General features: G+C 66.5%; 23 protein-coding genes and 1 pseudogene. 11 read left to right on the forward strand and 13 right to left on the reverse strand.

What is annotated here, in order from left to right; translation table 11 throughout:
• Nucleotides 1-102 precede the first annotated feature (102 nt).
• Nucleotides 103-951 (forward strand): annotated as a pseudogene (locus tag A2G96_RS04595) (hypothetical protein); the annotation flags it as partial.
• Nucleotides 952-981: 30 nt separating this feature from the next.
• Here the strand turns inward: A2G96_RS04595 and A2G96_RS04600 are convergent.
• Nucleotides 982-1,668, reverse strand: coding sequence for a TetR/AcrR family transcriptional regulator (locus A2G96_RS04600; RefSeq protein ID WP_062797186.1), 687 nt, complete (start codon nucleotides 1,666-1,668; stop codon nucleotides 982-984).
• A gap of 230 nt (nucleotides 1,669-1,898) precedes the next feature.
• On the opposite strand from A2G96_RS04600, the gene A2G96_RS04605 reads away from it, so the two are divergent.
• The 4 genes from A2G96_RS04605 (at nucleotide 1,899) to A2G96_RS04620 (ending at nucleotide 5,655) form a co-directional block, all read left to right on the forward strand.
• Nucleotides 1,899-2,201 (forward strand): hypothetical protein, encoded by a 303-nt coding sequence (locus tag A2G96_RS04605; RefSeq protein WP_062802059.1) that lies wholly within the window; start codon nucleotides 1,899-1,901, stop codon nucleotides 2,199-2,201.
• A 152-nt stretch (nucleotides 2,202-2,353) separates the two neighbouring features.
• On the forward strand, nucleotides 2,354-3,151 hold the full coding sequence (locus A2G96_RS04610; RefSeq protein ID WP_062797188.1) for a citryl-CoA lyase: 798 nt from the start codon (nucleotides 2,354-2,356) through the stop codon (nucleotides 3,149-3,151).
• Entirely contained in the window at nucleotides 3,148-4,794 is a 1,647-nt protein-coding gene (locus A2G96_RS04615) for a class I adenylate-forming enzyme family protein (RefSeq protein WP_062797190.1), read from the forward strand. Before A2G96_RS04610 ends, A2G96_RS04615 begins: the two co-directional genes overlap by 4 nt.
• Before the next feature lie 21 nt (nucleotides 4,795-4,815).
• Nucleotides 4,816-5,655: a dioxygenase family protein gene (locus A2G96_RS04620; RefSeq protein ID WP_062797192.1), complete on the forward strand. Its 840-nt coding sequence runs from the start codon at nucleotides 4,816-4,818 to the stop codon at nucleotides 5,653-5,655.
• A gap of 25 nt (nucleotides 5,656-5,680) precedes the next feature.
• Here the strand turns inward: A2G96_RS04620 and A2G96_RS04625 are convergent, their stop codons facing one another.
• A complete protein-coding gene (locus A2G96_RS04625; protein WP_062797194.1) occupies nucleotides 5,681-6,535 on the reverse strand; it encodes an IclR family transcriptional regulator domain-containing protein in 855 nt (284 codons plus the stop codon).
• Nucleotides 6,536-6,584: 49 nt separating this feature from the next.
• On the opposite strand from A2G96_RS04625, the gene leuC reads away from it, so the two are divergent.
• The 6 genes from leuC to groL all read left to right on the forward strand — a co-directional run bounded on the left by leuC (nucleotide 6,585) and on the right by groL (nucleotide 12,641).
• Nucleotides 6,585-8,000, forward strand: coding sequence for a 3-isopropylmalate dehydratase large subunit (leuC, locus tag A2G96_RS04630; protein WP_062797196.1), 1,416 nt, complete (start codon nucleotides 6,585-6,587; stop codon nucleotides 7,998-8,000).
• Between the two features lie 19 nt (nucleotides 8,001-8,019).
• Nucleotides 8,020-8,658: a 3-isopropylmalate dehydratase small subunit gene (gene leuD, locus A2G96_RS04635; protein WP_062797198.1), complete on the forward strand. Its 639-nt coding sequence runs from the start codon at nucleotides 8,020-8,022 to the stop codon at nucleotides 8,656-8,658.
• A 54-nt stretch (nucleotides 8,659-8,712) separates the two neighbouring features.
• A complete protein-coding gene (locus A2G96_RS04640; RefSeq protein ID WP_062797201.1) occupies nucleotides 8,713-9,705 on the forward strand; it encodes a Bug family tripartite tricarboxylate transporter substrate binding protein in 993 nt (330 codons plus the stop codon).
• Between the two features lie 82 nt (nucleotides 9,706-9,787).
• Complete coding sequence (ycaC, locus tag A2G96_RS04645) at nucleotides 9,788-10,414, forward strand: isochorismate family cysteine hydrolase YcaC (RefSeq protein WP_062797203.1); 627 nt, start codon at nucleotides 9,788-9,790, stop codon at nucleotides 10,412-10,414.
• A gap of 245 nt (nucleotides 10,415-10,659) precedes the next feature.
• Nucleotides 10,660-10,950: a co-chaperone GroES gene (gene groES, locus A2G96_RS04650; RefSeq protein WP_008644494.1), complete on the forward strand. Its 291-nt coding sequence runs from the start codon at nucleotides 10,660-10,662 to the stop codon at nucleotides 10,948-10,950.
• Between the two features lie 47 nt (nucleotides 10,951-10,997).
• Complete coding sequence (gene groL / locus A2G96_RS04655) at nucleotides 10,998-12,641, forward strand: chaperonin GroEL (protein WP_012352004.1); 1,644 nt, start codon at nucleotides 10,998-11,000, stop codon at nucleotides 12,639-12,641.
• 97 nt (nucleotides 12,642-12,738) lie between these two features.
• Here groL and A2G96_RS04660 read toward each other — a convergent pair whose 3' ends face one another.
• The 11 genes from A2G96_RS04660 to A2G96_RS04710 all read right to left on the reverse strand — a co-directional run bounded on the left by A2G96_RS04660 (nucleotide 12,739) and on the right by A2G96_RS04710 (nucleotide 25,386).
• Nucleotides 12,739-14,877: a TonB-dependent receptor gene (locus A2G96_RS04660; RefSeq protein ID WP_062797204.1), complete on the reverse strand. Its 2,139-nt coding sequence runs from the start codon at nucleotides 14,875-14,877 to the stop codon at nucleotides 12,739-12,741.
• Nucleotides 14,878-15,195: 318 nt separating this feature from the next.
• The gene (locus tag A2G96_RS04665) at nucleotides 15,196-15,969 is read right to left on the reverse strand and encodes a metallophosphoesterase (protein ID WP_062797205.1); all 774 of its coding nucleotides are present in this window, start codon (nucleotides 15,967-15,969) and stop codon (nucleotides 15,196-15,198) included.
• 211 nt (nucleotides 15,970-16,180) lie between these two features.
• Nucleotides 16,181-17,155, reverse strand: coding sequence for a type II secretion system F family protein (locus tag A2G96_RS04670; protein WP_062797207.1), 975 nt, complete (start codon nucleotides 17,153-17,155; stop codon nucleotides 16,181-16,183).
• A gap of 75 nt (nucleotides 17,156-17,230) precedes the next feature.
• Nucleotides 17,231-18,208 carry a type II secretion system F family protein gene (locus A2G96_RS04675; protein WP_062797209.1) on the reverse strand — a complete coding sequence of 326 codons (978 nt, stop codon included), beginning with the start codon at nucleotides 18,206-18,208 and terminating at the stop codon, nucleotides 17,231-17,233.
• Between the two features lie 45 nt (nucleotides 18,209-18,253).
• A complete protein-coding gene (locus tag A2G96_RS04680; RefSeq protein WP_062797211.1) occupies nucleotides 18,254-19,624 on the reverse strand; it encodes a TadA family conjugal transfer-associated ATPase in 1,371 nt (456 codons plus the stop codon).
• A 59-nt stretch (nucleotides 19,625-19,683) separates the two neighbouring features.
• The gene (locus A2G96_RS04685) at nucleotides 19,684-20,877 is read right to left on the reverse strand and encodes a CpaE/TadZ family protein (RefSeq protein WP_062802060.1); all 1,194 of its coding nucleotides are present in this window, start codon (nucleotides 20,875-20,877) and stop codon (nucleotides 19,684-19,686) included.
• A gap of 23 nt (nucleotides 20,878-20,900) precedes the next feature.
• Entirely contained in the window at nucleotides 20,901-21,359 is a 459-nt protein-coding gene (locus A2G96_RS04690) for a TadE/TadG family type IV pilus assembly protein (RefSeq protein ID WP_062797213.1), read from the reverse strand.
• On the reverse strand, nucleotides 21,356-21,865 hold the full coding sequence (locus tag A2G96_RS04695; protein ID WP_062797215.1) for a TadE/TadG family type IV pilus assembly protein: 510 nt from the start codon (nucleotides 21,863-21,865) through the stop codon (nucleotides 21,356-21,358). Before A2G96_RS04695 ends, A2G96_RS04690 begins: the two co-directional genes overlap by 4 nt.
• A 9-nt stretch (nucleotides 21,866-21,874) precedes the next feature.
• Nucleotides 21,875-23,131 (reverse strand): pilus assembly protein TadG-related protein, encoded by a 1,257-nt coding sequence (locus tag A2G96_RS04700; RefSeq protein ID WP_062797217.1) that lies wholly within the window; start codon nucleotides 23,129-23,131, stop codon nucleotides 21,875-21,877.
• Nucleotides 23,132-23,155: 24 nt separating this feature from the next.
• Nucleotides 23,156-23,491: a hypothetical protein gene (locus A2G96_RS04705; protein ID WP_062797219.1), complete on the reverse strand. Its 336-nt coding sequence runs from the start codon at nucleotides 23,489-23,491 to the stop codon at nucleotides 23,156-23,158.
• 32 nt (nucleotides 23,492-23,523) lie between these two features.
• A complete protein-coding gene (locus A2G96_RS04710; protein ID WP_062797222.1) occupies nucleotides 23,524-25,386 on the reverse strand; it encodes a type II and III secretion system protein family protein in 1,863 nt (620 codons plus the stop codon).
• Between the last annotated feature and the right edge of the window lie 11 nt (nucleotides 25,387-25,397).

The following is a 25,397-nucleotide window of genomic DNA, read 5'->3' on the forward strand; positions in this document are numbered from 1 at the left end:
CACACCGTTTCAGCTGCCTTGCATTTCCTTTAATTCAGCGGCAAGAAGATTCACTTCTGCCGACGCGGCACTTCCGCCACCATGGCCCCCACGAAAGCGTGACGCCGCGGCGCCAGTGCGGTGCTGACGCTGATGTCGTTCGCGGTCGTGCCGGACCTGGCTTCCAGTTCGCTTTTGATCAGCAGTGCCAGCACCGACAACCCCGACCTGACCCTGCGGCAGCTCGGCGGGGGCTTTACGCTGAGCCAGTCGTTTCCGCTCTATCTGGAAGGGTCGATCGCCTACAACCGCTACGACCCCGCCTTTGTCGTCTCCCACGGGCTGGAATCCCGCAGGCTGCAGGCCAAGTGGAACACCTTCGCCGGCACCGTTGGCATCGGCTGGGATTTTCCGCTGATCCCCAGCAAGGAACTGGTGTTCCGCCCGATCTTCAACGCCTCGATCGGCCGCGTCGCCAGCGACCTGTCCATCGCCCGGTTCGCGGTCGAGCACAAGACCGACCGCGACATCGCCTTCCTCGACGACGGCGCGATGAATGCCTATGGCCTGGGCGGATCGGTGATGCTCGACTGGGAAAGCCACGGCGACAACCGCGATATCGACGTCGAGCTGCGCTATACCAACATCTACCTGCGCAGCTTCGGCACCTCGTCGGGCGTAGAGGCTTCGTCTGCCGCGCAGACCGCCAGCCTGTACGCGCGCTGGCGCGCCCCGACCGGCATGCGCGCGCTCGACCGGCCGGTGCGCTACGTGCTGGAGCTGTCGCACTCGCATTACTTCGGCAACCAGGCCGGGGCGCTCGGGTTCAACTACCTCACCACGCTGGGCACCGGCCTGGAACTCGACACCAGCGCCCACGAAGTGTTCGTGACCCGGATCCGCGCGGTGGTGCGCTATGTCTTCGGCAACAACGTCTCGGGCGTGTCGTTTGGCCTGGCCGCGAGTTTCTAGCGCTGCGCGCCTGTCCCGGCAGCGCCGGGGCTATCGCTTTCGGGGTACAGCCGACGGCGCGCCGGCATCAATGGCCGGCACGATCACCGCAACGGCGTCACGGACCAGCGCATCGATCTCCGAGTCGTCCGGACGGATGCCGGTGGCCAGCGTACGGTGCAGCACGCTGGCCAGCACCATGCCATGGAACAGCCGGGCGCTGACCTCGGGGCTGGCCGAGAGCCGCGTGCCTTTGGCCTGCTGGCTGCCAAGGAACGCCGCCACATAGGCGCAGGTCGCCGCCGGCCCGCGCGTATACCAGGCCTTCCCCAACGCGGGAAAGCGCCGCGATTCCGCGAAGATCAGCCGCAGGAACGCCAGGTGGCGTTCTTCCAGCAATGACTGGAGGAAGCTGTGTGCGATCTTGTCGAGCCCCTGCGCCGCATCACAGTGCGACACATCGACACCCTTCTCCGTCTTTTCCAGGAAGCGGTCGCACAGCCGCTCCACCACCGCCACGAACAAACCGTCCTTGCCGCCGAAAAAGCTGTAGACGTTGGTCTTGGAGCCCCCGCACGCCTTGACGATGTCGTCCAGGCTGACGCCGTCGTAGCCGTGCTCGAGAAACATGTCGGCGGCCGTGCTCAGGATCAGGGCACGCTTCTCTTCGCCACGGCGCGTCATGCGTTGGGGCGGGCGGTGCGAAGGGGTGGCGGTATTGCTTGCGGGTGATGCCATCGGGTAGCCGGGGGTGACAAAGGGCGGGCGCTGGCGCCCCGCGCAGTCTACCAAATGCGTGCGCCATCCAAGCGACCGCCAAGCCGCCGCCGACTTCTTCAAAGAATTTGATAAATATTCTCTAACTATTTTAGTACCGTACGGTACGGTTTAAGTATATTCGAGTCGTGGAAGGCGAGAGGAAGGTGCCCCGCTGCCACGAGTTCTTCTCAATGGAAAAGGAGTATGTGATGAAAAAAGCATCGATTGGCGCAGCACTGATCACGGTGGTGGCGGCCGGGGCGCAAGCCGCGGTGCGTGCCCCCGAGGTCTACACGAACGGCGGGCATGTCGAGGCACTGCGGCGTTCGCAGTCGGGCCGCCTGGCTGAGGAGCAGTTTCGCCGGATTGCCGTACGTAAGGCAGATCCGTTCACGGATGGTGCGCGGCAAATGGATCCGTTCACCGACGGCGCAGTGCGCCAGGTGGATTTGTTCACCGACAGCGCCCTCGCAAGGATCGGCAGCGCAGACCCGTTCACGGATGGCGCCTGAACGGCAAGCCGGCCCTGCATGGCGAAGGGCAGTGCCGGTCGCACGTGACGATGGCGGGTGCGGGTTTACCGTTCTTGCGGAGTCCTGCACCTCCACCTAAAATAATTCGCATATCGCATTGTGTTGCGCGTAGCGCAAAAACGGAGACGAACGTGGCGGAGACGAAACACCCCCGGGCAGCCGGGCAGACCAGCATCGCGCATGTGGACGTCCATGGCGTGTCGGTACATGGCAAAGACCTGAGCGAGGCCCTGATAGGCAAGACCGGCTTCACCGCCTATTTCCTGTTCCTGCTGACCGGCCGCGAGCCTGACGCCAAGCTGGTGGCGATCACCGATGCCTGCCTCGTCGCAATCGCCGAGCATGGCCTGGTCCCCTCGGTGCAGGCCGCGCGCATGACGCTGGCAGCCGCGCCGGATGCGTTGCAGGGCGCGGTCGCGGCTGGTGTGCTGGGTTGCGGCTCGGTGATCCTGGGCGCATCGGAAAGCGCGGGCCAGCTGCTCGCGGAAGTGCTTGCCGGCCGGGAACACGGCACGCTGGCCGAAAGCGCCAACTCCGTGGTCCGGGCCGTGCGCCAGGCGCGCAAGCCGCTGCCCGGCTTTGGCCATCCAACGCACAAGCTGGGGGATCCGCGCGCGCATCGGCTGCTGGCCATCGCGCGTGAGCTGGATATCGCCGGCGACCATGTGGCCGCGCTGGAAGCGGTAGCCGCCGCCGTGCCGGAGCACTACAGCAAGCCCCTCCCGCTCAATGTTTCGGGCGCGATCCCCGCCGTGCTGCTGGACGCCGGCTATCCCGCCACCGCGCTCAAGGGCGTGCCGCTGCTGGCGCGCGTGGCCAGCCTGATCGCCCACTTGCAGGAGGAACGCCGCCAGCCCATCGGCTTCATCCTGGCCGATGCCGCCGAACACGCCATCGCCTACAGCGCCGCGCCGGCGCAAGCATCATGAATGCGCCCGCCAACCACATCGGCACGATGGCGCCGCTCGACGTGCTCAGGCAGTACCCGGCGCACGGCTTCACGCTGACCGGTTTCCTCGCGGTCCGCGTGGCGACGCATCCGGACAAGCCGGCATTGCTGTTCGAGGGCCACACCTGGAGCTATCGCGAGCTCGATGCGCGGATCGCGCGAGCCGCGCGATGGCTGGCGCAGGCCATGCACGTGCGCCGCGGCGACCGCGTCGGCGTGCTGTCCGCCAACCATCCGTCCACGGTCGTGCTGATGTTCGCGCTGGCGCGCCTCGGCGCGACCATGGTGCCGGCCAACCCGGAATACCGCCTGGACGAGGCGCTGTACGTGTTCGAGCATGCGCAGGTGTGCGGGCTGGTGTGCGCGCCGGCCACGCTGGAAACCGGCGCGGCCATCGCCCGCGCGCTCGGCGGCGAAGTCTGGCTGTGCGCCAACGAGCCCGGCGACCATGGCGTGCCGACGTTGGCGCAGTCGATGGCGGCGGACACCGGTGAGTTTGCCGACGAACTTGCCGACCACGGCAGCGACCGGGACACCGCGCTGATCATCTACACCTCCGGCACCACGGGCTTTCCCAAGGGCGCGATGCACAGCCACCGCGGCTACGTGCTGACCGCCGAAGCCTTCGTCGGCCGGCTGCAGCTGCAGCCCGACGAGCGCGTGATGTGCGTGATGCCGCTGTTCCATATCAATGCGCTGATGTATTCGGTGGGCGGGGCGCTGGCATGCGGCGGCTGCCTGGTGCTGATGCGCAGGTTCTCGGCGTCGTCGTTCTGGCGCTTTGCCGCCGAGACCGGCGCGACCGAGGTGAACCTGGTGGCCGCGGCCGGCAGCATCCTGGCCCGGCGCCCGCGGGCCGAGTTCGTGCCCGGCCACCGCATCACCAAGATGTTTATCGCGCCGCAGACCGAGGAAATGGTGCGCGTGATGAAGCACGAGTTCCACGTGCCGCGCCTGATCGAATGCTACGGCATGACGGAAATCCCGGGCGTGATCGCCAATCCGTTCGACGGCCCGCACAAGCTCGGCACCATGGGCCTGATCTCGCCGCATCCGGATCCGGCGGTGCCGCTGCCGCAGGCCCGCATCGTAGATGACGAGGGCGGCGAAGTGGCTCCCGGCGGCGAGGGCGAATTGCTGATCCGCACGCCCACGCTGATGCAAGGTTACTACCGCGACCCGGTGCAGACCGAGGCGGCGTTCCGCGACGGCTGGTTCGCCACCGGCGACCTGGTGCGCCAGGACGAGGACGGCTACTACGTCTTTGTCGCTCGCAAGAAGGATGTGATCCGGCGCAAGGGCGAGAACGTGTCGGGTGCCGAGCTCGACCGCATCTTCGGCGAACACCCGGCAGTGGAAGAAGCGGCGGCCATCGGCGTGCCGGCGGAACTTGGCGAAGAAGAAATCCTGCTGGCCGTGCAGTTTCGGACGGGCCAGGCGGCCGATGCGGCGGAGCTGCTTGCCTGGGCGCGCGGCCGGCTGGCCGTGCACAAGCTGCCGCGTTATATCGCCACCGTCGAGGCGATCCCCCACACACCGACGCACAAACCTGCCAAGCACAAGCTGAAGGCCGACCGGACGCTGCTGGCGCGCGCGGTTGACCTGTCGGCCACGGCCCAATAAGCGCGAACCAACGAGACAACCATGAGCACCCAGGACAACTACACCCTGCAGCGCGCGCTGGACGCCATGTGCAGCGGCGCGCCCGGCTCCGACGCTGCCCTGCAGGCGCAATTCGGCGTGGCGCTGCGGCATTTCCACGCCATGCTCGACGAGCTGCAGCTGACCGATGCGCAGCTCTATCGCATTGCCGCCTGGCTGGGCCGGGTGGCCGCGCAGGATGAGCTGATCATGCTGTGCGACATGATGGGCCTGACCATGCGCGCGCTGGACCTGGCGCGCACCGGTGCGCAAGCCACGCCGCAGAACGTCACCGGCCCGTTCCCCAAGGACCAGGTCGCCGAAGGCAGCAACCCCTGCCACCTGGCGACGGCGGAGGAGCCCGGGCAGCGGCTCGAGGTGCGCGGCCGCGTGCTGGATGCGCGCACGGGCCAGCCGGTGCCGGGCGCGACGCTGATCGTGTGGCAGCCCAACCAGTTTGGACGCTATGAGAACGAAGACGACTCCCAGTCCGAAGACAACCTGCGCGGCAAGCTGCGCTGCGATGCCGAGGGCGGCTTCCGGATCTTCACGGTGCGGCCGGGCGGATACATCATCGGGCGCGAGGACACCGAGGTCGGCGTGCTGATGCGGCGCCTGGGCCGCAACCGCCAGCGCGCACCGCATATCCATTACCGGGTGGTGCAGCCGGGATACCGCACGCTGACGTCGCAGATCTATTTCAAGGGCGACCCCGCCAACCCGGTCGACTGCATCTTCTCGACCATTAATGACCATATCGTCGAGGTGGGGCCCCATCCGCAGCGTGACGGGTACCAGTTGCTGACGCTGGATGTGGCGATCGAGCCAGAGGTGGTGGCCTGAGGTGGTGGCCTGAGGCGCGCGTCGCTCAGGAAGCCGCCAGGATCGAATGCGCCAGCGTGGGTGCCCGCCGGATCGCGGCCTCGATCATCGCGGCTGCTTCGCGCAGTGCCGGCAGCCGTGTCGCGACCAGCTCTTCGGGGCTGGTGCGCTCGGTCTCGGTGGAGCAGTTGATGGCGGCGATCACGCGCTGCTGCGGATCGCGCACGGGCACGGCGATCGACAGGACGTTGAGTTCGAGCTGGCCTTCCTGGACCGCATAGCCCTGTTCGAGCGTGCGTGCCAGCGCGGCGCGCAGCGCATCGGCATCGCTGAGCGTCTTCGGCGTGAATTTCTGGAACGGTGCCTGGTCCAGGACCTTGTTCTGCTGGGCCTTGGGCGCATGGGCCAGCAAGGCAAGGCCGAGCGAGGTGCAATGCACCGGCAGCCGGTAGCCGACCGAGGCGCGGAACGCGATGCGGCGCTGGCTGGGCACATGCGCCAGGTAGACCACGCTGTCGCCGTCGAGGATGGCGAGCGAGACCGAGTCGCGGAAGCGCTCGGCCACTTCCTGCAGGAAGGGCTGGACGATGTCGCGCAGGTTCATCGAGCTGAGGAAGGCGGCACCCAGCGACAGCACCTTGGGCAGCAGCACGAAGCGCCGCCCGTTGGCGCCGATGTAGCCCAGTGCCTGCAGCGTCAGCAGGGCGCGGCGCGCGCTGGCGGGCGTCATGCCGGTGGCCTGGGCGACTTCGCTGAGCGTCATTTCCGGCGTGGCGTCGGTAAACGCCTGGATCACCGCCAGTCCGCGCGCCAGCGCCGCAACGTAGTCGCGGTGGCCTTCTTCGAGCTTGCGCGGAGAGTCGTGGTCGACGGGGGCGGTGGGTTTGGCAGCGGAAGTCATGCACGCATTCTATCCGCAGCAATGAATTGAGGACCAGCAAGGAGACATCATGACCGACCCTAACCGCCCCGCGAGCCTGCTCGACAAGCTCTGGGCCAGCCACGTGATCCACCAGGAAGCCGGCGGCCCCGCACTGGTCTATATCGACCGCCACCTCGTCAACGAGGTGACCAGCCCGCAGGCCTTCGAAGGCTTGCGCCTGAACGGGCGCAAGGTGTGGCGCGCCGCCTCGGTGCTGGCCACCGCCGACCACAACGTGCCCACCACCGCGCGCACCCAGGGCATCGCCGATCCGGTGAGCCGCGCGCAGGTGGATGCGCTCGACCGCAACTGCGAAGAGAACGGCATCGTCAACTTCGGCGTGGACGATCCGCGCCAGGGCGTCCTGCATGTGGTAGGGCCGGAGCGCGGCGCAACCTTGCCCGGCATGACCATTGCCTGCGGCGATTCGCATACCTCCACGCATGGCGCGTTCGCGGCGTTCGCGTTCGGCATCGGCACCTCGGAAGTGGAGCAGGTGCTGGCCGCGCAATGCCTGTGGATGAAGAAACCCAGGTCGATGCTGGTACGCGTGGAGGGCGAGCTGAACAAGGGCGTTGCTGCCAAGGACATTGCACTGGCGCTGATAGGTCGCATCGGCACGGCCGGCGCGACCGGCCATGTGATCGAGTTCGCCGGCAGCACCATCCTCGGCCTGAGCATGGAAGCGCGCATGACCGTGTGCAACATGGCGATCGAGGCCGGCGCGCGCACCGGCATGGTTGCCGTGGACGAGACCACGCTGGCCTACCTGGCCGGACGGCCGCAGGCCCCGCAGGGCCGGATGTGGGACGCGGCCGTCGAATACTGGCGCACGCTGCGCAGCGACCCGGACGCGGCCTTCGACGCCGTGGTGGACCTCGACGCCGCCACCATCAGGCCGCACGTGACCTGGGGGACGTCGCCGGAGATGGTGGTTCCCGTCGGCGAGCGCATTCCCGATCCGCGCGACGAGCGCGACCCGGTGCGGCGCAAGAGCATCGAGGCGGCGCTGCACTACATGGGCCTGCTGCCGAACACGCCGATCGAAGCGGTCGGGGTCGACAAGGTCTTTATCGGGTCATGCACCAACGCGCGCATCGAAGACCTGCGCGCCGCAGCGGAGGTCGTGCGCGGCCGGCATGTGTCGCCGCGCATCCGGCAGGCACTGGTGGTGCCGGGCTCGGGGCTGGTCAAGTCCCAGGCCGAGGCCGAGGGGCTTGACCAGGTGTTCATCGCGGCCGGCTTCGAATGGCGCGAGCCTGGCTGCTCGATGTGCCTGGGCATGAACGACGACCGCCTTGTCGCGGGCGAACGCTGCGCATCAACATCCAACCGCAATTTCGAAGGCAGGCAGGGGCCGGGCGGGCGCACCCACCTGGTGAGCCCGCAGATGGCAGCCGCCGCGGCCGTCGCGGGGCACTTCGTCGATGTCCGCGCATTGTAACAGCAGAGGAAGCCGAGCAATGAAAGCCTTTACCACCCTGGATGGCCTGGTCGCGCCGCTGGACCGCGCCAATGTCGATACCGATGCCATCCTGCCCAAGCAGTTCCTGAAATCCATCCGGCGCAGCGGCTTCGGCCCTTACCTGTTCGACGAATGGCGCTACCTTGACCACGGCGAGCCCGGGCAGGACTGCAGCACGCGGCCGCTGAACCCGGACTTCGTGCTGAACCAGCCGCGCTACCGCGGCGCGTCGATCCTGCTGGCGCGCGAGAACTTCGGCTGCGGCTCTTCGCGCGAGCATGCGCCGTGGGCGCTGGAAGACTTCGGCCTGCGCGCGCTGATCGCGCCGAGTTTTGCGGACATCTTCTACAACAACTGCCTGAAGAACGGCCTGCTGCCGATCGTGGCGGCGCCGGAGGTGGTCGGCCGCCTGTTTGCCGACGTGGCCGCCACGCCGGGCTACCGGCTGCAGGTGGACCTGGCCGCCCAGCAGGTGGTCACGCCGGCCGGGGAGGTGATCGCTTTCACGCTCGAGCCGTTCAAGCGGCATTGCCTGCTCAACGGGCTGGACGATATCGCGCTGGCGCTGCGCCACGCTGCGCAGATCGACGCCTACGAGCAGGTGCGGCGGCAGCGCGAACCCTGGTTATTCAACTGAACGGGGATCCGGCCGCCCGAGCCGGAAAACCTCACAACGATAGATGGAGACATGATGGACCGGAACACTCACACCCTTCGCGGGCTGTGCGCCGCCGTAGTCGGCCTGGCTTGCTTCGCCGGCGCAGGTACCGCCCTGGCACAGGCCTATCCCGCACAGCCGATCCGCATGGTGGTGCCCTATGCGCCCGGCGGCACGACCGACATCATCGCCAGGCAACTGGCCCAGCGCATGTCCGAGAAGCTGCGCCAGCCGGTGGTGGTGGAGAACAAGAGCGGCGCCAACACCGTGATCGGCGCCGACGCGGTGGCCAAGGCGCAGCCCGACGGCTACACGCTGCTGCTGACCAACGACGCCACCTTCGTGCTCAATCCGGTGGTACTGCCTTCGGTGTCGTACAACGTCGCGCGCGATTTCGCGCCGGTGGCGGCGATCGGCTATGTGCCGCTGGTGATGGCGGTATCGGGCAGCCTGCCGGTGGACAGCGTCAAGGACCTGGCGGCCTATGCCAAGGCCCGCCCGCAGGCGCTCAGCTACGGATCGTTCGGCGCCGGCAGCCAGCCGCACCTGATGGGCGCGCTGTTCAACAAGCTGGCCGGCACGGACCTCGTGCACGTGCCGTACAAGGGCTCGGCGCCCGCGGTGGCCGATGTGGTCGGCGGGCAGATCCTGATGACCTTCCCGGCGCTGCCGACAATCCAGAGCTTCGTCGCGGCGAAGAAACTCAAGGTGCTGGCAGTCAGCGGCGACAAGCGCACGCGCGCATTGCCGCAGGTTCCGACCTTCGAAGAGGCCGGCTACAAGGAGATGAACATCTCGGCGGTCTACGGCGTGCTGGCGCCGGCCAAGGTGCCGCGCGCAGTGGTCGACAAGCTCAATGCCACCATCCGCGAGATCCTCGACGAACAGGATTTCGTGGAGAAGCACTTTGCGGCGCAGGGAATGGTGCCGATGAAGCTGACTCCGGAACAGTTTGCCCGCTATATCGAAACGCAGACGCAGCAGATGCGCAAGGTGGTGGCGTTGTCGGGGGTAAAGGTCGAGTAGGAGCCCGTAGGCAATGCCGATTGCACAGGATTTTCACCACGCGTGTCCAACGAAACCGGACGCGCATTCACAGGAGCGGAAGATGAGCAAGACCTACAAGCGTCTGGACAAGAGCCAGGCAGCGGTGCTGATGGTGGATCATCAGGCCGGCCTGCTGTCGCTGGTGCGCGACATCGAGCCGGACAAGTTCAAGAACAACGTTCTCGCCATGGCGGATCTGGCCAAGTATTTCAAGCTGCCGACGATCCTGACCACCAGCTTCGAGGACGGACCCAACGGGCCGCTGGTGCCGGAGCTCAAGGCCATGTTCCCCGATGCGCCGTTTATTCCGCGCCCCGGGCAGATCAATGCGTGGGACAACGAAGACTTCGTCAAGGCGGTGAAGGCAACCGGCAAGAAGCAACTGCTGATCGCCGGGGTGGTGACAGAAGTCTGCGTGGCGTTTCCGGCATTGTCGGCGATCGAAGAGGGCTACGATGTGTTCGTGGTGACCGATGCATCCGGTACCTTCAATGAGGTGACGCGCGAATCCGCGTGGCACCGCATGGCCGAGGCCGGCGCCCAGCTGATGACTTGGTTCGGCGTTGCCTGCGAGCTTCATCGCGACTGGCGCAACGACATCGAGGGGCTGGGGACCTTGTTCTCCAACCATATTCCCGACTACCGGAACCTGATTACCGCGTACACGACGGTGAAGAGCGCCAAATAGCATCACGCCAGCCATCGGCAACCGGCGCCATCCTCGGCGCCGGATCTCCATGTGCGCTGCGCCCGTCCTCCGGGAAAACCCGCATCCAGCGCCAGTCTTGAAATGCCCCTACCCCGTCCCTATAATTAGCACTCGTCAGGGGTGAGTGCTAACAGCCTCTGCGACACCTGAACATTTCTGACGGCCGTTGCCTCGGTAGCCGGCCGATTTGTGATCAAAAACTCACTTTGTATCTAGGAGTCCGTATGAATCTGCGTCCTCTGCACGACCGCGTGATCGTGAAGCGTCTGGACAACGAAACCAAGACCGCGTCCGGTATCGTGATTCCCGACAACGCTGCCGAGAAGCCCGATCAAGGCGAAGTGCTGGCAATCGGTCCCGGCAAGAAGGATGACAAGGGCAACAACATCGCCCTGGACGTCAAGGTCGGCGATCGCGTGCTGTTCGGCAAGTATGCCGGCCAGGGCGTGAAGGTGGATGGCCAGGAACTGCTGGTCATGCGCGAAGAAGACATCATGGCCGTGGTCAACAAGTAATCCGTTACTTGTAGCCCCACCCGTACAGATTTCAGGAGATTCAGAACATGGCAGCAAAAGACGTAGTGTTCGGCGACGCCGCCCGTGCCAAGATGGTCGAAGGCGTGAACATCCTCGCCAACGCAGTCAAGGTGACGCTGGGCCCGAAGGGCCGCAACGTGGTGCTGGAGCGCAGCTTCGGCGGCCCGACCGTGACCAAGGACGGCGTGTCCGTGGCCAAGGAAATCGAGCTGAAGGACAAGTTGCAGAACATGGGCGCCCAGATGGTCAAGGAAGTGGCTTCCAAGACCAGCGACAACGCCGGTGACGGTACCACCACCGCAACCGTGCTGGCCCAGTCGATCGTGCGCGAAGGCATGAAGTTCGTTGCCGCCGGCATGAACCCGATGGACCTGAAGCGCGGCATCGACAAGGCTGTCGGCGCCGCCGTAGAAGAGCTGAAGAAGATCAGCAAGCCCACCACCACCAGCAAGGAAATCGCCCAGGTTGGCGCGATCTCGGCCAACAGCGACGCCTCGATCGGCGAGCGCATCGCCGAAGCCATGGACAAGGTCGGCAAGGAAGGCGTGATCACCGTCGAAGACGGCAAGTCGCTGGCCGACGAGCTGGAAGTCGTGGAAGGCATGCAGTTCGACCGCGGCTACCTGTCGCCGTACTTCATCAACAACCCGGAAAAGCAGGTTGTTGCCCTGGACAACCCGTTCGTGCTGCTGTTCGACAAGAAGATCAGCAACATCCGCGACCTGCTGCCGGTGCTGGAGCAAGTGGCCAAGGCCGGCCGTCCGCTGCTGATCATCGCTGAAGACGTCGAGGGCGAAGCCCTGGCGACCTTGGTGGTCAACAACATCCGTGGCATCCTGAAGACCGCCGCCGTCAAGGCCCCGGGCTTCGGCGACCGCCGCAAGGCCATGCTGGAAGACATCGCCATCCTGACCGGCGGCACCGTGATCGCCGAGGAAGTCGGCCTGACGCTGGAAAAGGCGACCCTGAACGACCTGGGCCAGGCCAAGCGCATCGAGATCGGCAAGGAAAACACCATCATCATCGATGGCGCCGGTGACGCTGCTGGCATCGAAGGCCGCGTGAAGCAGATCCGCGCCCAGATCGAAGAAGCGACCTCGGACTACGACCGTGAAAAGCTGCAAGAGCGCGTGGCCAAGCTGGCCGGCGGTGTTGCCGTGATCAAGGTTGGTGCTGCCACCGAAGTCGAAATGAAGGAAAAGAAGGCCCGCGTGGAAGACGCCCTGCACGCCACCCGCGCTGCGGTGGAAGAAGGCATCGTCCCCGGCGGTGGTGTTGCCCTGCTGCGCGCCCGCGCCGCGATCTCGGCCCTGCAAGGCGACAACGCCGACCAGAACGCCGGTATCAAGATCGTGCTGCGCGCGATGGAAGAGCCGCTGCGCCAGATCGTGCTGAACGCCGGTGAAGAAGCTTCGGTGGTCGTTGCCAAGGTGATCGAAGGCAAGGGCAACTACGGCTACAACGCCGCTTCGGGCGAGTACGGCGACCTGGTCGAAATGGGCGTGCTGGACCCGACCAAGGTCACCCGCACCGCACTGCAGAACGCCGCTTCGGTGGCTTCGCTGATGCTGACCACCGACTGCGCCGTGGCCGAAACGCCGAAGGAAGAGTCGGCTCCGGCAATGCCGGGCGGCATGGGCGGCATGGGCGGCATGGAAGGCATGATGTAATCCATTCCCAGCCCACTGCCCGTCAGGGCAGGCTGCGATGAAAAAACCCCAGCGGGCGCGAGTCCGCGGGGGTTTTTGTTTGGCGCGCGCGCAGCGGTCAGAAGTCGACCGTCGCGGACATCAGCACCGTGCGCGGCGCCGCCAGTGAAAAGCCTCCCCACGAGGTCACGCCCGCCCAGTAGTCGCGGTCGAACACATTGAGCACGTTGGCGCGGAACGTGGTGGCCTTGCCGCCGATCCTGGTGGTGTAGCGCGCGCCGAAGTCAAAGCGCGTCCAGGCCGGCAGGCTGGCGGTGTTGGCCTGGTTCACGTACTGCCGGCCGGTGTAGAGCATGGCGCCGGTCAGCGTCAGTCCCGGTACCCACGGCAGGTCCCACTCGGCACCGAGGTTGGCCTGCATGTCGGGCACGCCGATGGCGGTCTTGCCGACATTGGCGACGACGGGGGACCTGGTGATCTCGCCGTCGATCAGCATGACGCCGCCAAGCAGGCGCACGCGCGGCACCACTTCGCCGAACACGTTGAACTCCAGCCCGCGGTTGCGCTGCTCGCCATTGACGGAGAACACGTTGTTATCGAGCTGCCCGGTGGGCTTGGCGATCTGGAAGGCCGCCAGCGTGGTGGTGAAGCGGCCGAAGTCGAGCTTGGTGCCGATCTCGTACTGGTCCGCCTTGTATGGCGCAAAGGCTTCACCGGCGTTGCTGGCGGTGGGCGGCGCCACGTCGCCGCGGCTCAGGCCCTGGATGTAGTTGGCGTAGACCGACCAGCGCTGCACCGGCTGCACCACCAGGCCCACCATCGGCGTGGTGGCGCTTTCGTCGTAGTAGGTCGAGACCGCACCGCTAGTCTGGTTGTAGTTGCGTGTCCTGACGCGTTGCTGGCGCAGGCCCAGCGTCAGCAGCACGCGTTCGTCGAGGAAAGACATGGTGTCGGACAGCGCCACGCCGCTCAGGTCGGTGGCGGTGAAGCGCGGCACCGTCGAAGGCGCCTGCAGGTTCTGCGCCGGCTGCGTCACCGGATCGTAGATGTTGGAGGCCACCGGCGTGCCCGAGGTGAAGGCGCGGTCGAAGCGCTCGGTATAGGCGCTGGCCTGCAGCGTGACCGCATGCTTGACCGCACCCGTCGCAAAGCGTGCGCGCACGCCGCCGTCGAAGGTGCCGCGGTCGACCTTGAATTTGTAGAAGGTGGGCGTGCTCAGGGTATCGCCCTGCGCATTGGTGATCATCGGCGTGGTGCCGAAGACCCGGTCGACGCGGCTCCACCCGCCGCCGGCGCTGGCGAACGCCGTCAGTGAATCGTTGAGGTCGTACTCGGCATGGAACAGCACCGCTTCCTCGCGGCCCTTGGAGTACTCCCACGGCTGCGTGACATTGCGCCGGCCGTCAGACGCGCCCGGAACCTGCAATCCGGGCGAAATCATCAGCGGCCGCCCCGGCGCATCGATGCGCTCCTGCTGCGCCAGCACGTCCAGCGACGCGCGCAACTGCTTGCCGCGATAGTCCAGCGCGAGCGCGCCCACCGGCGCCTTGCGCGACTGGTTGTCGGCGGTGGTGTCGCCGTTGTAGTAGCTGCCGTTGGCACGGATGCCCCATTCGCGGTCCTCGCCGAAGCGGCGTGCCACGTCCAGGTGGCCGCCGAACTGCGTGTCGGAAGCGTAGCTGGCGGTGAACCGGGTCAGGTCTTCGCCGGCGCGCTTGGGCACGATGTTGATCACGCCGCCGACGCCGCTGTTGGGCGACATGCCGTACAGCAGCGCGGCAGGGCCCTTCAGCACCTCGACGCGTTCGGCGTAGTCGGTGAACACGCGGTAGCTGGGCGCAATGCCATACAGGCCGTTGAAGGCAATTTCCCCCGAGTTGGATTCATTGATCGGAAAGCCGCGGATGTAGAACGTGTCGATATTGGCCCCGGCCAGTCCGGTGGCGCGCACCGACGGGTCCTTGCTGAGCGCCTCGGCCACGGTGGCGGACTGCTGGTTCTCGATCAGCTCGGCGGTGTAGCTGGTCAGGTTGAAGGGCGCCTTCATGATGGTGGTGTCGCCGAGCATGCCGAGCCTGCCGCCGCGGGCGACCTGGCCGCCGGCATACGGCGGCGGGGCCTGGTCTGGTTCGGCGCTGGCGCTGACGGTCACCTGCGGCAGGGTCGGCGCTGGGGGCCGGTGTGCGGTGACACCGTCGGCTGCGCCTGACTCCTGCGCGCTGACCGTGTGCAGCTGGAAGGTAGCCAGCACACCCATCAACCAGTGCGACGGCGCCAACGGCCGGCAGCTGCGTGGGTGGCGCGGCAAAGCGAGACGGGCAAGGGCAGCGCGCACGCGCCCCCGGTGGTCAGTGACCAGCATGGCAAAACCTCTTTTGTAAATCTGGAGCTCAGGGAGCGGGTGGCGGGCGCGCATTCCGTGTGCGCCGCAAAATGGTATTGCAAATGCGAATCGTTATCAACTAAGTTGAGTGGAATCCGACCCGATCTGCTGACCCATCAGTGCCGCTGGCGCAGCCAAGGGGAGGGGCGCCGCGTGCGCAGGCACCCATGACGACACAAACGCGTGGCCGCGTCAGACTTCAACCACGCAGCACCAGTCGAACGACTTGTTCTCCAGCTCGCCGGTACGGCGGCTGACATAGCCGCGCGGGTTGCACACCACGCGCGAGTTGTCGACGCAGTAGTCGAAGCTGGTGTGGGTATGGCCGTGGATCCACAGGTCCGCCTGCGCCACCAGGTCGGGCCGGCGCGACAGGAAGCCGCCGGAGACCAGGTCGTGCGAGAAGCGCGGATCCAGGCTGCCGAGGTCCGGGCCGTGGTGCGTGACCACCACCGTCTTGCCGGCGTAGGGCAGCGCGAGCTGCGCCTGCAGCCATTCGGACGCGGCCCGGTGGCGTGCCAAGGCGTCCTGCGGCGTGAACTGGCGCATGTGGCCGTCGTCGCCGCGGATCTCGATCAGCCGGTGGTCGTACATCGCTTTCGCGCACGCCTGCATCGCCTCGTCGCGCCGGTCGGTGCCGAACAGCGTGTAGTCGGTCCACCACGTCGCGCCGATGATGCGCACGCCGTCGAACTCCGCCACCTCGCCATTGAGCAGCCGCACCCGCGGATGCGCTGCCGCCGCCTCGGCCATCTGCTGGTCCACGGTGTCGAAATTGCTCTCGTAGTACTCGTGGTTGCCCGGCACATAGACCACCGGCTGGCTGAAGGTGCCGACGGCCCAGTCGATGCCGTCGCGGCCGTTGGCGATGTCGCCGGCCAGGATCACCAGGTCGGCATCGCATGCGGGCACGGACTGCGGCAGGTTGTGTTCGATGTGGAGGTCGCTCAGGATGCGTAGCTTCATCGGGACTCCAGGCGGGTAGGGCGCGCGCTGCAATGGCAAGGCGCCGCAAGGGGGATTGCCTGCATTCTTCAGAAGCCAGACCGTCCGGTCAAGCCCCGGGGATTGGCCCGGCAAAGCAAAAAAGCCCGGAACCTGGTTCCGGGCAAGTGACTGTCTTGCCGGCATTGCACCGGGAGACAGCCGGGGGAAACTGTCGCGGTTCCCCGGGGGTTTATCCTCCTTGTCCCGCCATGGTCGGCAGCAGCACGCGATAGATCTGGATAAAGGCCGGCCCCAGCAACACCAGCAGCAAGGACGGGAAAATGGTGAAGATCAGCGGGAACAGCAGCTTCAGCGCAATCTTGGCGGCCTGCTCCTCGGCACGCATGCGGCGCTTGGTGCGCAGCATGTCGGAGAGCACGCGCAGCGACTCGCCCAGGCTGGTGCCGAAACGGTCGGCCTGGACCAGCATCGACGCAAACTTGTCCACGTCCTCCACGCCAGTACGCAGCGACAGGTTGGTCAGCGCCTTCTCCTTCGAAAAACCCGAGCGCAGTTCCAGCAGCATCAGCTGCAGTTCATCGGCCAGCACCGGGCAGCGCAGCGCCAGCTCGTCGGCCACGCGCATCAGCGCCGCGTCCAGGCCGAGACCGGCTTCGACGCAGACGGTCAGCAGGTCGATCACGTCGGGGAATTCTTCGAAGACCGTGCGCTGGCGTTGGGAGACTTTGCGGGCGAGGACTAGATTCGGCAGGTAATAGCCAATCGCGCCCAGCACCGCCAGCAGCACGAACATCAGCTGCTGGCTTTGCTGGCCGGGCTGGCTGCTGACGGCCAGCAGTCCAAGCATCGGCAGGCCGACGGCCAGTACCGTCTTGGCGCCGAAGTACAGCGGCGCCGCGCTTGCACTGCGCCAGCCGGCATTCATGAAACGCACGCGCAGCTGTGAGTTCTCCCAGCCTTCCTTGGGCAGCGACAGCCGCGATACCGGCTGCGCCCACTTCACCAGCTGTTCGATCAGTGCCTGCTGGCGACCCGAGTCGGGCTGGAATGGCCCGGCCTGGCCGGCGATCTGCTCGGCCCGACCACGCAGCCGGTGGGGCGCAAGTACATAGAGCACGCCGAACACCGTGCCGAACGCGGCCACGAAGATCAGCACGAGCACGATCATCTGGTCGCCCTGGAACCCCTGGAAAATCTCTTGCATGATGGACTCCCGTCAGTATGGCTGTCCAAGCCCTGCTTCTTCTGGTGCTGCAATGAGGCAATCGCAGTCGGCGTCTCAGACCCGGATCCGGATGATCTTGCGCATCCACAGCGCGCCGAAGCTCATCGACACCAGTGCTCCGCCGATCATGCGCAAGCCCAGCGGGTCTTCCCACAGCACATTCATGAAGCCCGGATTGACTACCAGGATCAGGCCCGCGGTGCAGAAGGGCAGCAGTCCCAGCACCCATGCCGACATCTTGCCTTCGGCCGACAGCACGCGGATCTTGTCGAACAGCTTCAGGCGTTCGCGCACCATGGTGCCGATCGTGTCGAGGATCTCGGCAAGGTTGCCGCCGCTTTCGCGCTGAATCAGTACCGCGATGACAAAGTAGCGCAGGTCGGCCACCGGCACGCGCATCGCCAGGTTGGTCATGGCTTCGTCCAGCGCCACGCCGTAGTTGATTTCTTCGAAGGTGGTGCGGAACTCCGGACCGATCGGTGCCTTCATCTCCTGCCCGACCATGCTGAGCGCCCCGCTGAACGAGTGTCCGGCACGCAGGGCGCGGCTGATCATGTCGACTGCATCGGGCAACTGCGCCTCCAGCTGCTTGAGCCGTTTGGCGCGCAGGCGCATGACATGCAGCAGCGGCAGCATGGCGGTCAGCACCGCGCCCAGCAGCACCATTGAAGCAGGCAGCGGCAGCAGCGGAATCAGCGCGACCGTGCACAGCACCACCATTGCGCAATATCCCAGCAACTGCGCCACCGACCATGTGCTGCCGGACTGCTCGAGCCAGCGGTCGAGGGCGCCGATGCGCGGCACCCGCATCAGCCACTGCTGCATGCGCGGCGAGTCGGCCAGCATGCGTTTCTTCAGGATCGAGAGTTGCTCGGCCCCGACGTGCCCGCCTGCCGACAGCGCTCGCAGCCGCGCTTCGATGCGCTTGGCCGCGGGACCATGGGCATTGTTCCACCACAGGTAGACGCCCTCGACGCAAAGCACCACGGCGACGAACAGCAGGATGCCGAAGGCGTAGAAGATCGTGCTCATGTGTAGCTCCCCCGGATGGATCGTATTGGTATGTGCCCAGGCCAATCAGACTTCGTAGCGCTTGGCCGGGTCGTAGGTATCGTCCGGCAGTCCCACGCCGAACACGCGCAGGCGCTCGGCAAACTTGGGATAGACCCCGGTGGCGCGGAAGTTGCCGCGCACGGTGCCGTCCTTGTCCACCCCGGTGCGCTGGAACGTGAAGATCTCCTGCATGTTGATGATGTCGCCCTCCATGCCGGTGATCTCCTGGATGCTGATGATCTTGCGGCGGCCATCGGTCATGCGCGCGGCCTGCACGATCACCGTGATGGCCGAGGCGATCTGCTGCCGCATGGCCTTGGCCGGCATGGTCAGGCCCGCCATGCTGACCATGTTTTCCAGCCGTGTGAGCGCATCGCGCGGCGTGTTGGCGTGGATGGTGGTGAGCGAGCCTTCGTGGCCGGTGTTCATCGCATTGAGCATGTCCAGCGCCTCGCCGCCGCGCACTTCGCCCAGGATGATGCGGTCCGGGCGCATGCGCAGCGCGTTGCGCACCAGCGCGCGCTGCGTGATCTCGCCCTTGCCTTCGATGTTGGGCGGGCGCGTTTCCAGGCGCAGCACGTGGGGCTGGCGCAGCTGCAGCTCGGCGGCATCCTCGATCGTGACCACGCGCTCGTCTTCCGGGATAAAGCCCGACAGTATGTTCAGCAGCGTGGTCTTGCCGCTGCCGGTGCCGCCCGACACCAGCACGTTGACCTTCGCCTGCGACAGCGCCTGCAGCAGCTGCGCCATCGGCGGCGTCAGGCTGCGCAGGTTGACCAGGTCCGCCACCTGCAGCGGGTTCACAGCAAAGCGGCGGATCGACAGCAGCGGGCCGTCGATGGCCGAGGGCGGGATGATGGCGTTGACGCGCGAGCCGTCCGGCAGGCGCGCGTCGACCATCGGGCTGGTCTCGTCGATGCGGCGCCCGACGCGCGACACGATTTTTTCGATCACCTTCATCAGGTGTGCGTCGTCGTAGAACAGGACGTCGGTCAGCTCCAGCTTGCCGCGTCGTTCCACGTAGGTCTGGCGCGCGGTGTTGACCAGGATGTCCGACACCGTCGGATCCTTCAGCAGCGGCTCGAGCGGGCCGAAGCCGAACATCTCGTCGTAGATCTCGACTGTCAGCTGGCGGCGCTCATTGTCGTTTAGCAGCACCTTCTGTTCGTCGACGATCAGGTTGACCAGCGCTGTGATCTCCTGGCGCACCTGCTCCTGCGGATAGCGTGCCAGGCGCTCCAGCTCGACGCGGTCGAGCACCGTTTCGTGCACGTCGCGCTTGAGTTGGTGGTAGCCGCCCGATACGGAGGCTGCCGAGGTCGCAAACTGGATCGCAGCGTGACCGTTGACGGTGAAGGCTGGCTCGGCATTGGCCAGTTGTTCTCGGATCGACATGATGGACTCCTCGTTGGCGTGCGCGGATGACCGTGGCCGGTCGGCTGCAAGCGGCGAAATCAGGTGCTCTTCGCGCGCAGCATCAGGCGGCGCAGCGGCGATGCGGTTTCGGTACGGCTGCGCCGCTCGGCCTCGGCCGGCGTGCACAGCTGCGTGGCCATCGACTGCAGCGCGCGCGTTATGGCGCTGCGCCGGCTCAGCTTGGCCACCGGCTCGCCGTGGCTGATGGCCTCGTCCACCGCGGCCGGGTCGTCAGGCAGCGTGAACGCGGCCTTCATGCCGAAGATCTCTTCCATGGTCGCGCGCGGCATCTCGTGCTTGCGGCCGGTGCGGTTGAGCACCAGGCGGACCTTGTCGGCGGGGTAGTGCAGGGCGCTCAGGATATCGAGCAGCCTGCGTCCCGGACGGCCGAAGGAGATGGCGGGTTCAGCCACCACGCAGATGCGGTCGCTGTGGTCCAGCACAGCGATCGACAGCGGGTCGATGCTCTGGCCCAGGTCGAAGATCACGAAGTCGTAGGCTGGCTGCACCACCGAGAGGATCCACTCGAGCTTGTCCTTCTGGATCTGGCTGGCCTTGACCGGGTCGGACGCGCCCGCCAGCATGTCGAAGTTGTTGTCGACATGCACCAGGCAGGCCTCGAGGAAGGCGCTGTCCATGCGGTCGATCTGACTGCAGATCTCGGGCAGCGTCGAGGGCGGGATCTTGTCGCTGACGATATAGGTCAGGTCGCCGAAGTGCCGGTTCAGGTCGACCACCAGCACGCGCTTGCCCAGATGCCGCGCCAGCGCGTCGCCCAGGTTGGCTGCGATGAAGCTGGTGCCGGAGCCGCCCTTGCACGAGATCACGGAAATCACCTGCCCGTTGTCCTGCGCGCGCGGCACGTGCGTGGCTTCGACGCGCCTGAGTGCCTCGGCCAGCTGCGCCTTGTCCAGCGGCCATGGCAGGACGTCGCGGATACCGGCGCGCATCGCCTTGATCAGCACCTCCGAACTGGGCGCCGGCGTGACCAGGATGCACGGCAACTCGGGATGCTGCTGGCGCAGCAGCTCGACCGCCTGCATCTGCTGAGCGCCGATGACGGGCAGCTCCAGTATCAGCAGGTCGGCCATGCGCAGCCGGCTGGCATGCACGGGAAAGCGGCCCAGTCCCTCCTGCAGCGTCAGGACCTGGAAGTTGCCCACCGCGGCGCTGACCCGGTGGATCTCGGCCAGCCGGTCGGCGTCTTCGGAAACGATCAGAATTCTGAGCATGGTGTGCTCCTGGTTCATGCGCGCTAGTTGCAGATCTTGCCGCCGGTGGAGGAGTCGAGGCTCTCCCGTGGCAGCGTGGTCGAGAACGGAGGCAGCGACACCGTGATCGGCACCACCGGAATAAAGGTCTTGACTGTGACGTCGGTTACGCTGACAGTGACCGAGCGGCAGGTATTGCGCGCCGAATCGTCGTCAGCGTCGCAACCGCTGGGTTCGAAGGCGACCTGTATGTTGCTGGACTTCAGCAAGGGCATCAGGTGCGTCATCCGGTCCTTGATGGCGGTGTCGGTTACGTCGCACACCACCGCGATGCGCGCACCCAGCCGTGTGGCTTCGCCGGCGGTGTTCCAGTAGAACAGCACGCGCGAAAACTCGGCGATGCCGATCAGCAGCATGAAGAAGATGCTTGCGACCAGGGCGAATTCGATCGCGGCTGCGCCGCCCTGGCGCGAACGCAAGCGGGGTGGGCGGATCGGGTTCATAGCACCTGCCTCATTACCGTTGCGATATCGGAGAACGCCAGCGCCCCCACATTGAGATAGCTCTGCATGGGCGAGTAGGTGAAGCCCGAGATCTTCACTTCCACCAGATTAATGGTTCCCGCCGGCGTGCCGGAGCTGCCCCCGCCTTCGTAGATCGCAACGTTGGCAAACTGCTTGCCGGCGCAACCGGTGGAGTCGACGCGGTCGCAGACCACCACCATGGACGTGCTGAGGCCTTTCACCAGTACCGTGCCCCCGCAAGTGGTCTTGCCATACACGGCGACACATTTCGCCTGCTCCACCGGGTAATTCGGCTCGCTGGGCGCGTATTGCGACAGGAAGCGCGCCGCGTCGCGCGTGGCCTTGGCCAGGGCGTTGTACTGGTAGATGGCGCGCCCGAACTCGGCCACGCCGGTCACCAGCATCAGCAAGGGCACCAGCACCAGCGCGAACTCCACGGCGACCGCGCCGCGTCGCTTGCACCTGCGTTGCGAGCATCGCTTCATGATCGGCTCCTATTGCACCAGCACCGGCACGCGCGGGCCATTGCCCGTGCTGGAACCGGGCACACCCTGGGTCGCGCAAGGGCTGGTCGGGTCCTTCGAATCGCCGAGATACTCGATGTAGGTCACGTCCTTTGCGCTGGGTTCCTGCATCGGCTGCACCAGCAGCATGCAGGCCCAGGAGGCCACTGTGGCCTGCTTGGACGAGGCCAGCTCGTTGCAGTCCACTACCGGCACCTGTACCAGCCTGCGGTCGGCGCCAGCCTGGTGGACCTGCCTGGTCGACGGCGTGCCCTTGGTGACCAGTCCGGCGTTGGCATCGGTCTGGTACGGCTCGTTGGCGGCGCGCTTCTGGATGAAATCCGGATAGGCGTTGCCGCCGTTGGGCGGGTTCCATGAATTGACGCTGTAGGCATAGCCAGTGAAGTCGGGGGCACCATGCTCCGGTCCCTTGTAAGATCCGGCATAGAGCCCGAAGCGGGTATTCCATGCGGGTATCAGTGACGAGATGCTGCCCGGCTGTCCGACCTTGGACCCCACCACCGGCATATCGCACTGTCCGGAGCCTGCAAGCAGATCCGCCAGCTCGGAGGCACCGCCTCCGGGGGGCGACAGGTCGGCCCAGCCAAAGCTGCCGGGACCGTATGGATCCTTCTCGTCCTTCGATCTGATCCAGTCGCCGCGGTTGTATGCGGTCCTGACCGGGTTCGCCGTTTGCGGCGTGCAGACGTAGACCGGAATGGCACAGGCGGTCTGTGCGCTGGTGGTGGTGGCGACCGCCATGGCGTTGACGGTGCTGGGCTGGATATTCATCCCTGGCAGCGCATTGAGGACCTGGATGAACCAGTGCGCAATGCCCGTGCGCTCGGCCGTGCATTTGACGTACTTGATCTTGTCGAGCGCGTAGGGAACCTTGTCCTTGGTATAGAAGGTGTTGTCAGGAGTATCGCTGTACGAGACGTTGAGGTTCTCGAACATTTCCACGGCCTTGCCCTGGAACAGGGCGGCGTTGCTGGTGCCAGTGGTCAGGCCGGCGGCCTCGGACACGAGCAGGGGCGTGGCCCCCGTTACATCGCGCGCGGCCGCCAGCGCGCAGGCATCGACGCTGTTCTGCAGCTCGCTCTTGGTCACATAAAGCTTGCCCAGGTCGAGCGCCAGTCCGACAAAGCCGATCAGCACGGCCAATGACAGCCCCACGATGATGGCCACTGCGCCACGCTGGCGCCTGCGGCGCGTCAGCGTGGGTCGTGCGAAGCCCGATGCAGACATGATCGCCTCCCGCGGTTCCGGTGCTCAGCGGCCGCCGCCACCCATGCCCACGCCGCCATAGCCGCCGGCGCCGAAATCGATGGTCATCGATGGCGTCCCGCCTTGCTGGCCTTTCGACAGGGAACGGTCGAAGTTCTTCATCGCAGCCACGGCGGTCTTGCCGTCGGTACCGGTGACGGTCGGCAGGCCCGCCGGCGCGTCGGGATTGATGATCTGCATCTGCGTGACGGTGGCCAGCGCCACGCCGCGCTGGCCGTCCCATACGGGCGTAGTCGTCATGCAGCCCGACAAGCCCAGGCAGGCCAGGCCGCCCAGCGCCACGACGGTGGCGCCGCGCGTAAGCTTCAGGATCTCGTTCATGGTCGTTCTCCGGTTCTGCGATTGACGCGGGGTCAGTTGCCGCCCGATGCGGTGCGGCTGGCGCTGGCCGCGGCCCTGGCCTGCGCTAGCCGGGCAGCGGTAGCCTCGATGCGGGCAATGCGCGCGGCGGTGTCTTCAGCTGGTGCCGGCGCCGCCGCACTGCTGCGCGCGTGGGGCGTCGGTGCGGGCAGGGACGGGCGCGGGCTGGCGGCCGCAGCAGGCTGCGCTGTGGCCGGCGCCGCCTCGTCCAGCGGCCTGCCGGTGGGCACGGCCGAGACCGCGGTGGCCGGCGCGCCTTCGCTGCGCGGTGCTGCCGGCGGTGCGGCGGGCACTGCGGCCGGCGCGGCGGGCTGCGACGGCGCCGGCGCGGGTTGGGTCGGACGCTTGCCGTCGCCTTCCATATTGCCCATGAAGTACAGCGACAGCGGGTTGGGCGTGGAGAAGCTGTCGGTCGGCAGCGGGTAGTTGCTGGTCTGCATCGGCTTGACCAGGCGCGGCGTGATGATGAACACCAGCTCGGACAGGTCCTGCTGGTATTGCGTGCTGCGGAACAGCGTGCCCAGCACCGGCACTTCGCCGGCACCCGGCAGCGCCTTGAGCGAGCCGCGTGCGCTGTCGGTCAGCAGGCCGCCGATGGCGAAGCTTTCGCCATCGCGCATCTGCACCGTGGTGGAGGCGCGGCGGGTGGTGATCACCGGCAGGATGGTCTGGCCGGACAGCGTGCCGCCGCGAATGGTGGCGCCCGTGGGCGAGAGTTCGGAAACTTCTGGCGCAACCTTCAGGTGGATGCGTCCGTTGGCCAGCACCGTGGGCGTGAACTTCAGGCCCACGCCGAACTCTTCTTCCTGCAGCGTGACGGTGCCGGCCCCGTTCAGCACGTTGGCCTGCGCCACCGGGATATAGATCTTGCCGCCCGCCAGGAAGCTTGCTTCCTGGCCGCTGATGGTGACGAGGTTTGGCTCTGCCAGTATCTTGACCAGGCTGTCGTTCTTCTGCGCGTCGATGGCGAACTCGAACGGCCGATTGTTGGCCTTGCTGCCGAAGATGGCCGTGGACGCCCCGGTCAGCAGCGAAGTCACGAGCCCACCGCTCCAGGAGCCGAAACCGCCTTGCAGATTCACCGCGGAACCGAGCTGGTTCAGCAGCGTCTTGGAGACCTCGGCCACCTTCACTTCCAGCATCACCTGCTGCGGCGTGTCGACCGACAGCATGTTCAGCACGCTGCCCTTCTTGTTGCCGTCGCCGCCCTGCGCCGCGTTGGCGTAGGCCTGCGCGATCTCCATGGCCTGCTGCGCGGCTTGCGCGTTGGTGACACTGCCGGTCAGCACGAGGTTGTCGGCAGCGGTGGTCACGCGGATGCCGGGCTCGCCCGGCAGCAACTGGCCGAGCGAGGTCTGCAGCCCGCCGGCATCGGCGTTGACCACCACGTTGATGATGCTGCAGCTGCCGCTGCGGCCCTGCACGATCATGTTGGTGGTGCCCACGGTGCGGCCCAGCACATAGAGCGTCTGCGGCGACACCATGGTGGCCTGCACCACGCCCGGGTTGCCCAGCGTGCGGTTGCGTACCGGCTCCTGCAGCGTGATCAGCTGCGACTTGCCCACCGGAACCACCACGCTCGATTCACTGCGGATGGCGCCGGTGCAGTTGGGGCCGCGCGCCTCCGCCGAAGTCGCGGCCGGGGCCTGCGCGGCCGGCGCGGCGGCGCCGGGCGTCATGCTGATGGTCATCTGCATCGGGCCCTGCGGCGCCCTGGCGGCGGCCGGTGCGGTGGCCTTGGTCAGGTTGCCGGCCTCGACGGCCGCCTGGGCCGCGGCGGCCACGGGCGTGCACAGGATGGCGGCCAGCACCAGGATGCGGGTGCCGCCTGCGGCGTCGGTTCGTGTCTGGTTCATTTTGAATCTCC

It is taken from the genome of Cupriavidus nantongensis, from assembly GCF_001598055.1.
GTDB classification, from domain to species: domain Bacteria; phylum Pseudomonadota; class Gammaproteobacteria; order Burkholderiales; family Burkholderiaceae; genus Cupriavidus; species Cupriavidus nantongensis.

Coding starts and splice junctions, on each gene's coding strand:
- A2G96_RS04625 (WP_062797194.1), bottom strand. CDS start 6,535: ATGACTTCCGCTGCCAAACCCACCGCCCCCGTCGACCACGACTCTCCG.
- leuD (WP_062797198.1), top strand. CDS start 8,020: ATGAAAGCCTTTACCACCCTGGATGGCCTGGTCGCGCCGCTGGACCGC.
- A2G96_RS04600 (WP_062797186.1), bottom strand. CDS start 1,668: ATGGCATCACCCGCAAGCAATACCGCCACCCCTTCGCACCGCCCGCCC.
- A2G96_RS04615 (WP_062797190.1), top strand. CDS start 3,148: ATGAATGCGCCCGCCAACCACATCGGCACGATGGCGCCGCTCGACGTG.
- A2G96_RS04690 (WP_062797213.1), bottom strand. CDS start 21,359: ATGAACCCGATCCGCCCACCCCGCTTGCGTTCGCGCCAGGGCGGCGCA.
- A2G96_RS04660 (WP_062797204.1), bottom strand. CDS start 14,877: ATGGGTGTGCTGGCTACCTTCCAGCTGCACACGGTCAGCGCGCAGGAG.
- A2G96_RS04710 (WP_062797222.1), bottom strand. CDS start 25,386: ATGAACCAGACACGAACCGACGCCGCAGGCGGCACCCGCATCCTGGTG.
- groL (WP_012352004.1), top strand. CDS start 10,998: ATGGCAGCAAAAGACGTAGTGTTCGGCGACGCCGCCCGTGCCAAGATG.
- A2G96_RS04640 (WP_062797201.1), top strand. CDS start 8,713: ATGGACCGGAACACTCACACCCTTCGCGGGCTGTGCGCCGCCGTAGTC.
- A2G96_RS04680 (WP_062797211.1), bottom strand. CDS start 19,624: ATGTCGATCCGAGAACAACTGGCCAATGCCGAGCCAGCCTTCACCGTC.
- A2G96_RS04670 (WP_062797207.1), bottom strand. CDS start 17,155: ATGCAAGAGATTTTCCAGGGGTTCCAGGGCGACCAGATGATCGTGCTC.
- A2G96_RS04685 (WP_062802060.1), bottom strand. CDS start 20,877: ATGCTCAGAATTCTGATCGTTTCCGAAGACGCCGACCGGCTGGCCGAG.
- A2G96_RS04665 (WP_062797205.1), bottom strand. CDS start 15,969: ATGAAGCTACGCATCCTGAGCGACCTCCACATCGAACACAACCTGCCG.
- groES (WP_008644494.1), top strand. CDS start 10,660: ATGAATCTGCGTCCTCTGCACGACCGCGTGATCGTGAAGCGTCTGGAC.
- A2G96_RS04695 (WP_062797215.1), bottom strand. CDS start 21,865: ATGAAGCGATGCTCGCAACGCAGGTGCAAGCGACGCGGCGCGGTCGCC.
- A2G96_RS04605 (WP_062802059.1), top strand. CDS start 1,899: ATGAAAAAAGCATCGATTGGCGCAGCACTGATCACGGTGGTGGCGGCC.
- A2G96_RS04675 (WP_062797209.1), bottom strand. CDS start 18,208: ATGAGCACGATCTTCTACGCCTTCGGCATCCTGCTGTTCGTCGCCGTG.
- A2G96_RS04705 (WP_062797219.1), bottom strand. CDS start 23,491: ATGAACGAGATCCTGAAGCTTACGCGCGGCGCCACCGTCGTGGCGCTG.
- leuC (WP_062797196.1), top strand. CDS start 6,585: ATGACCGACCCTAACCGCCCCGCGAGCCTGCTCGACAAGCTCTGGGCC.
- A2G96_RS04700 (WP_062797217.1), bottom strand. CDS start 23,131: ATGTCTGCATCGGGCTTCGCACGACCCACGCTGACGCGCCGCAGGCGC.
- ycaC (WP_062797203.1), top strand. CDS start 9,788: ATGAGCAAGACCTACAAGCGTCTGGACAAGAGCCAGGCAGCGGTGCTG.
- A2G96_RS04620 (WP_062797192.1), top strand. CDS start 4,816: ATGAGCACCCAGGACAACTACACCCTGCAGCGCGCGCTGGACGCCATG.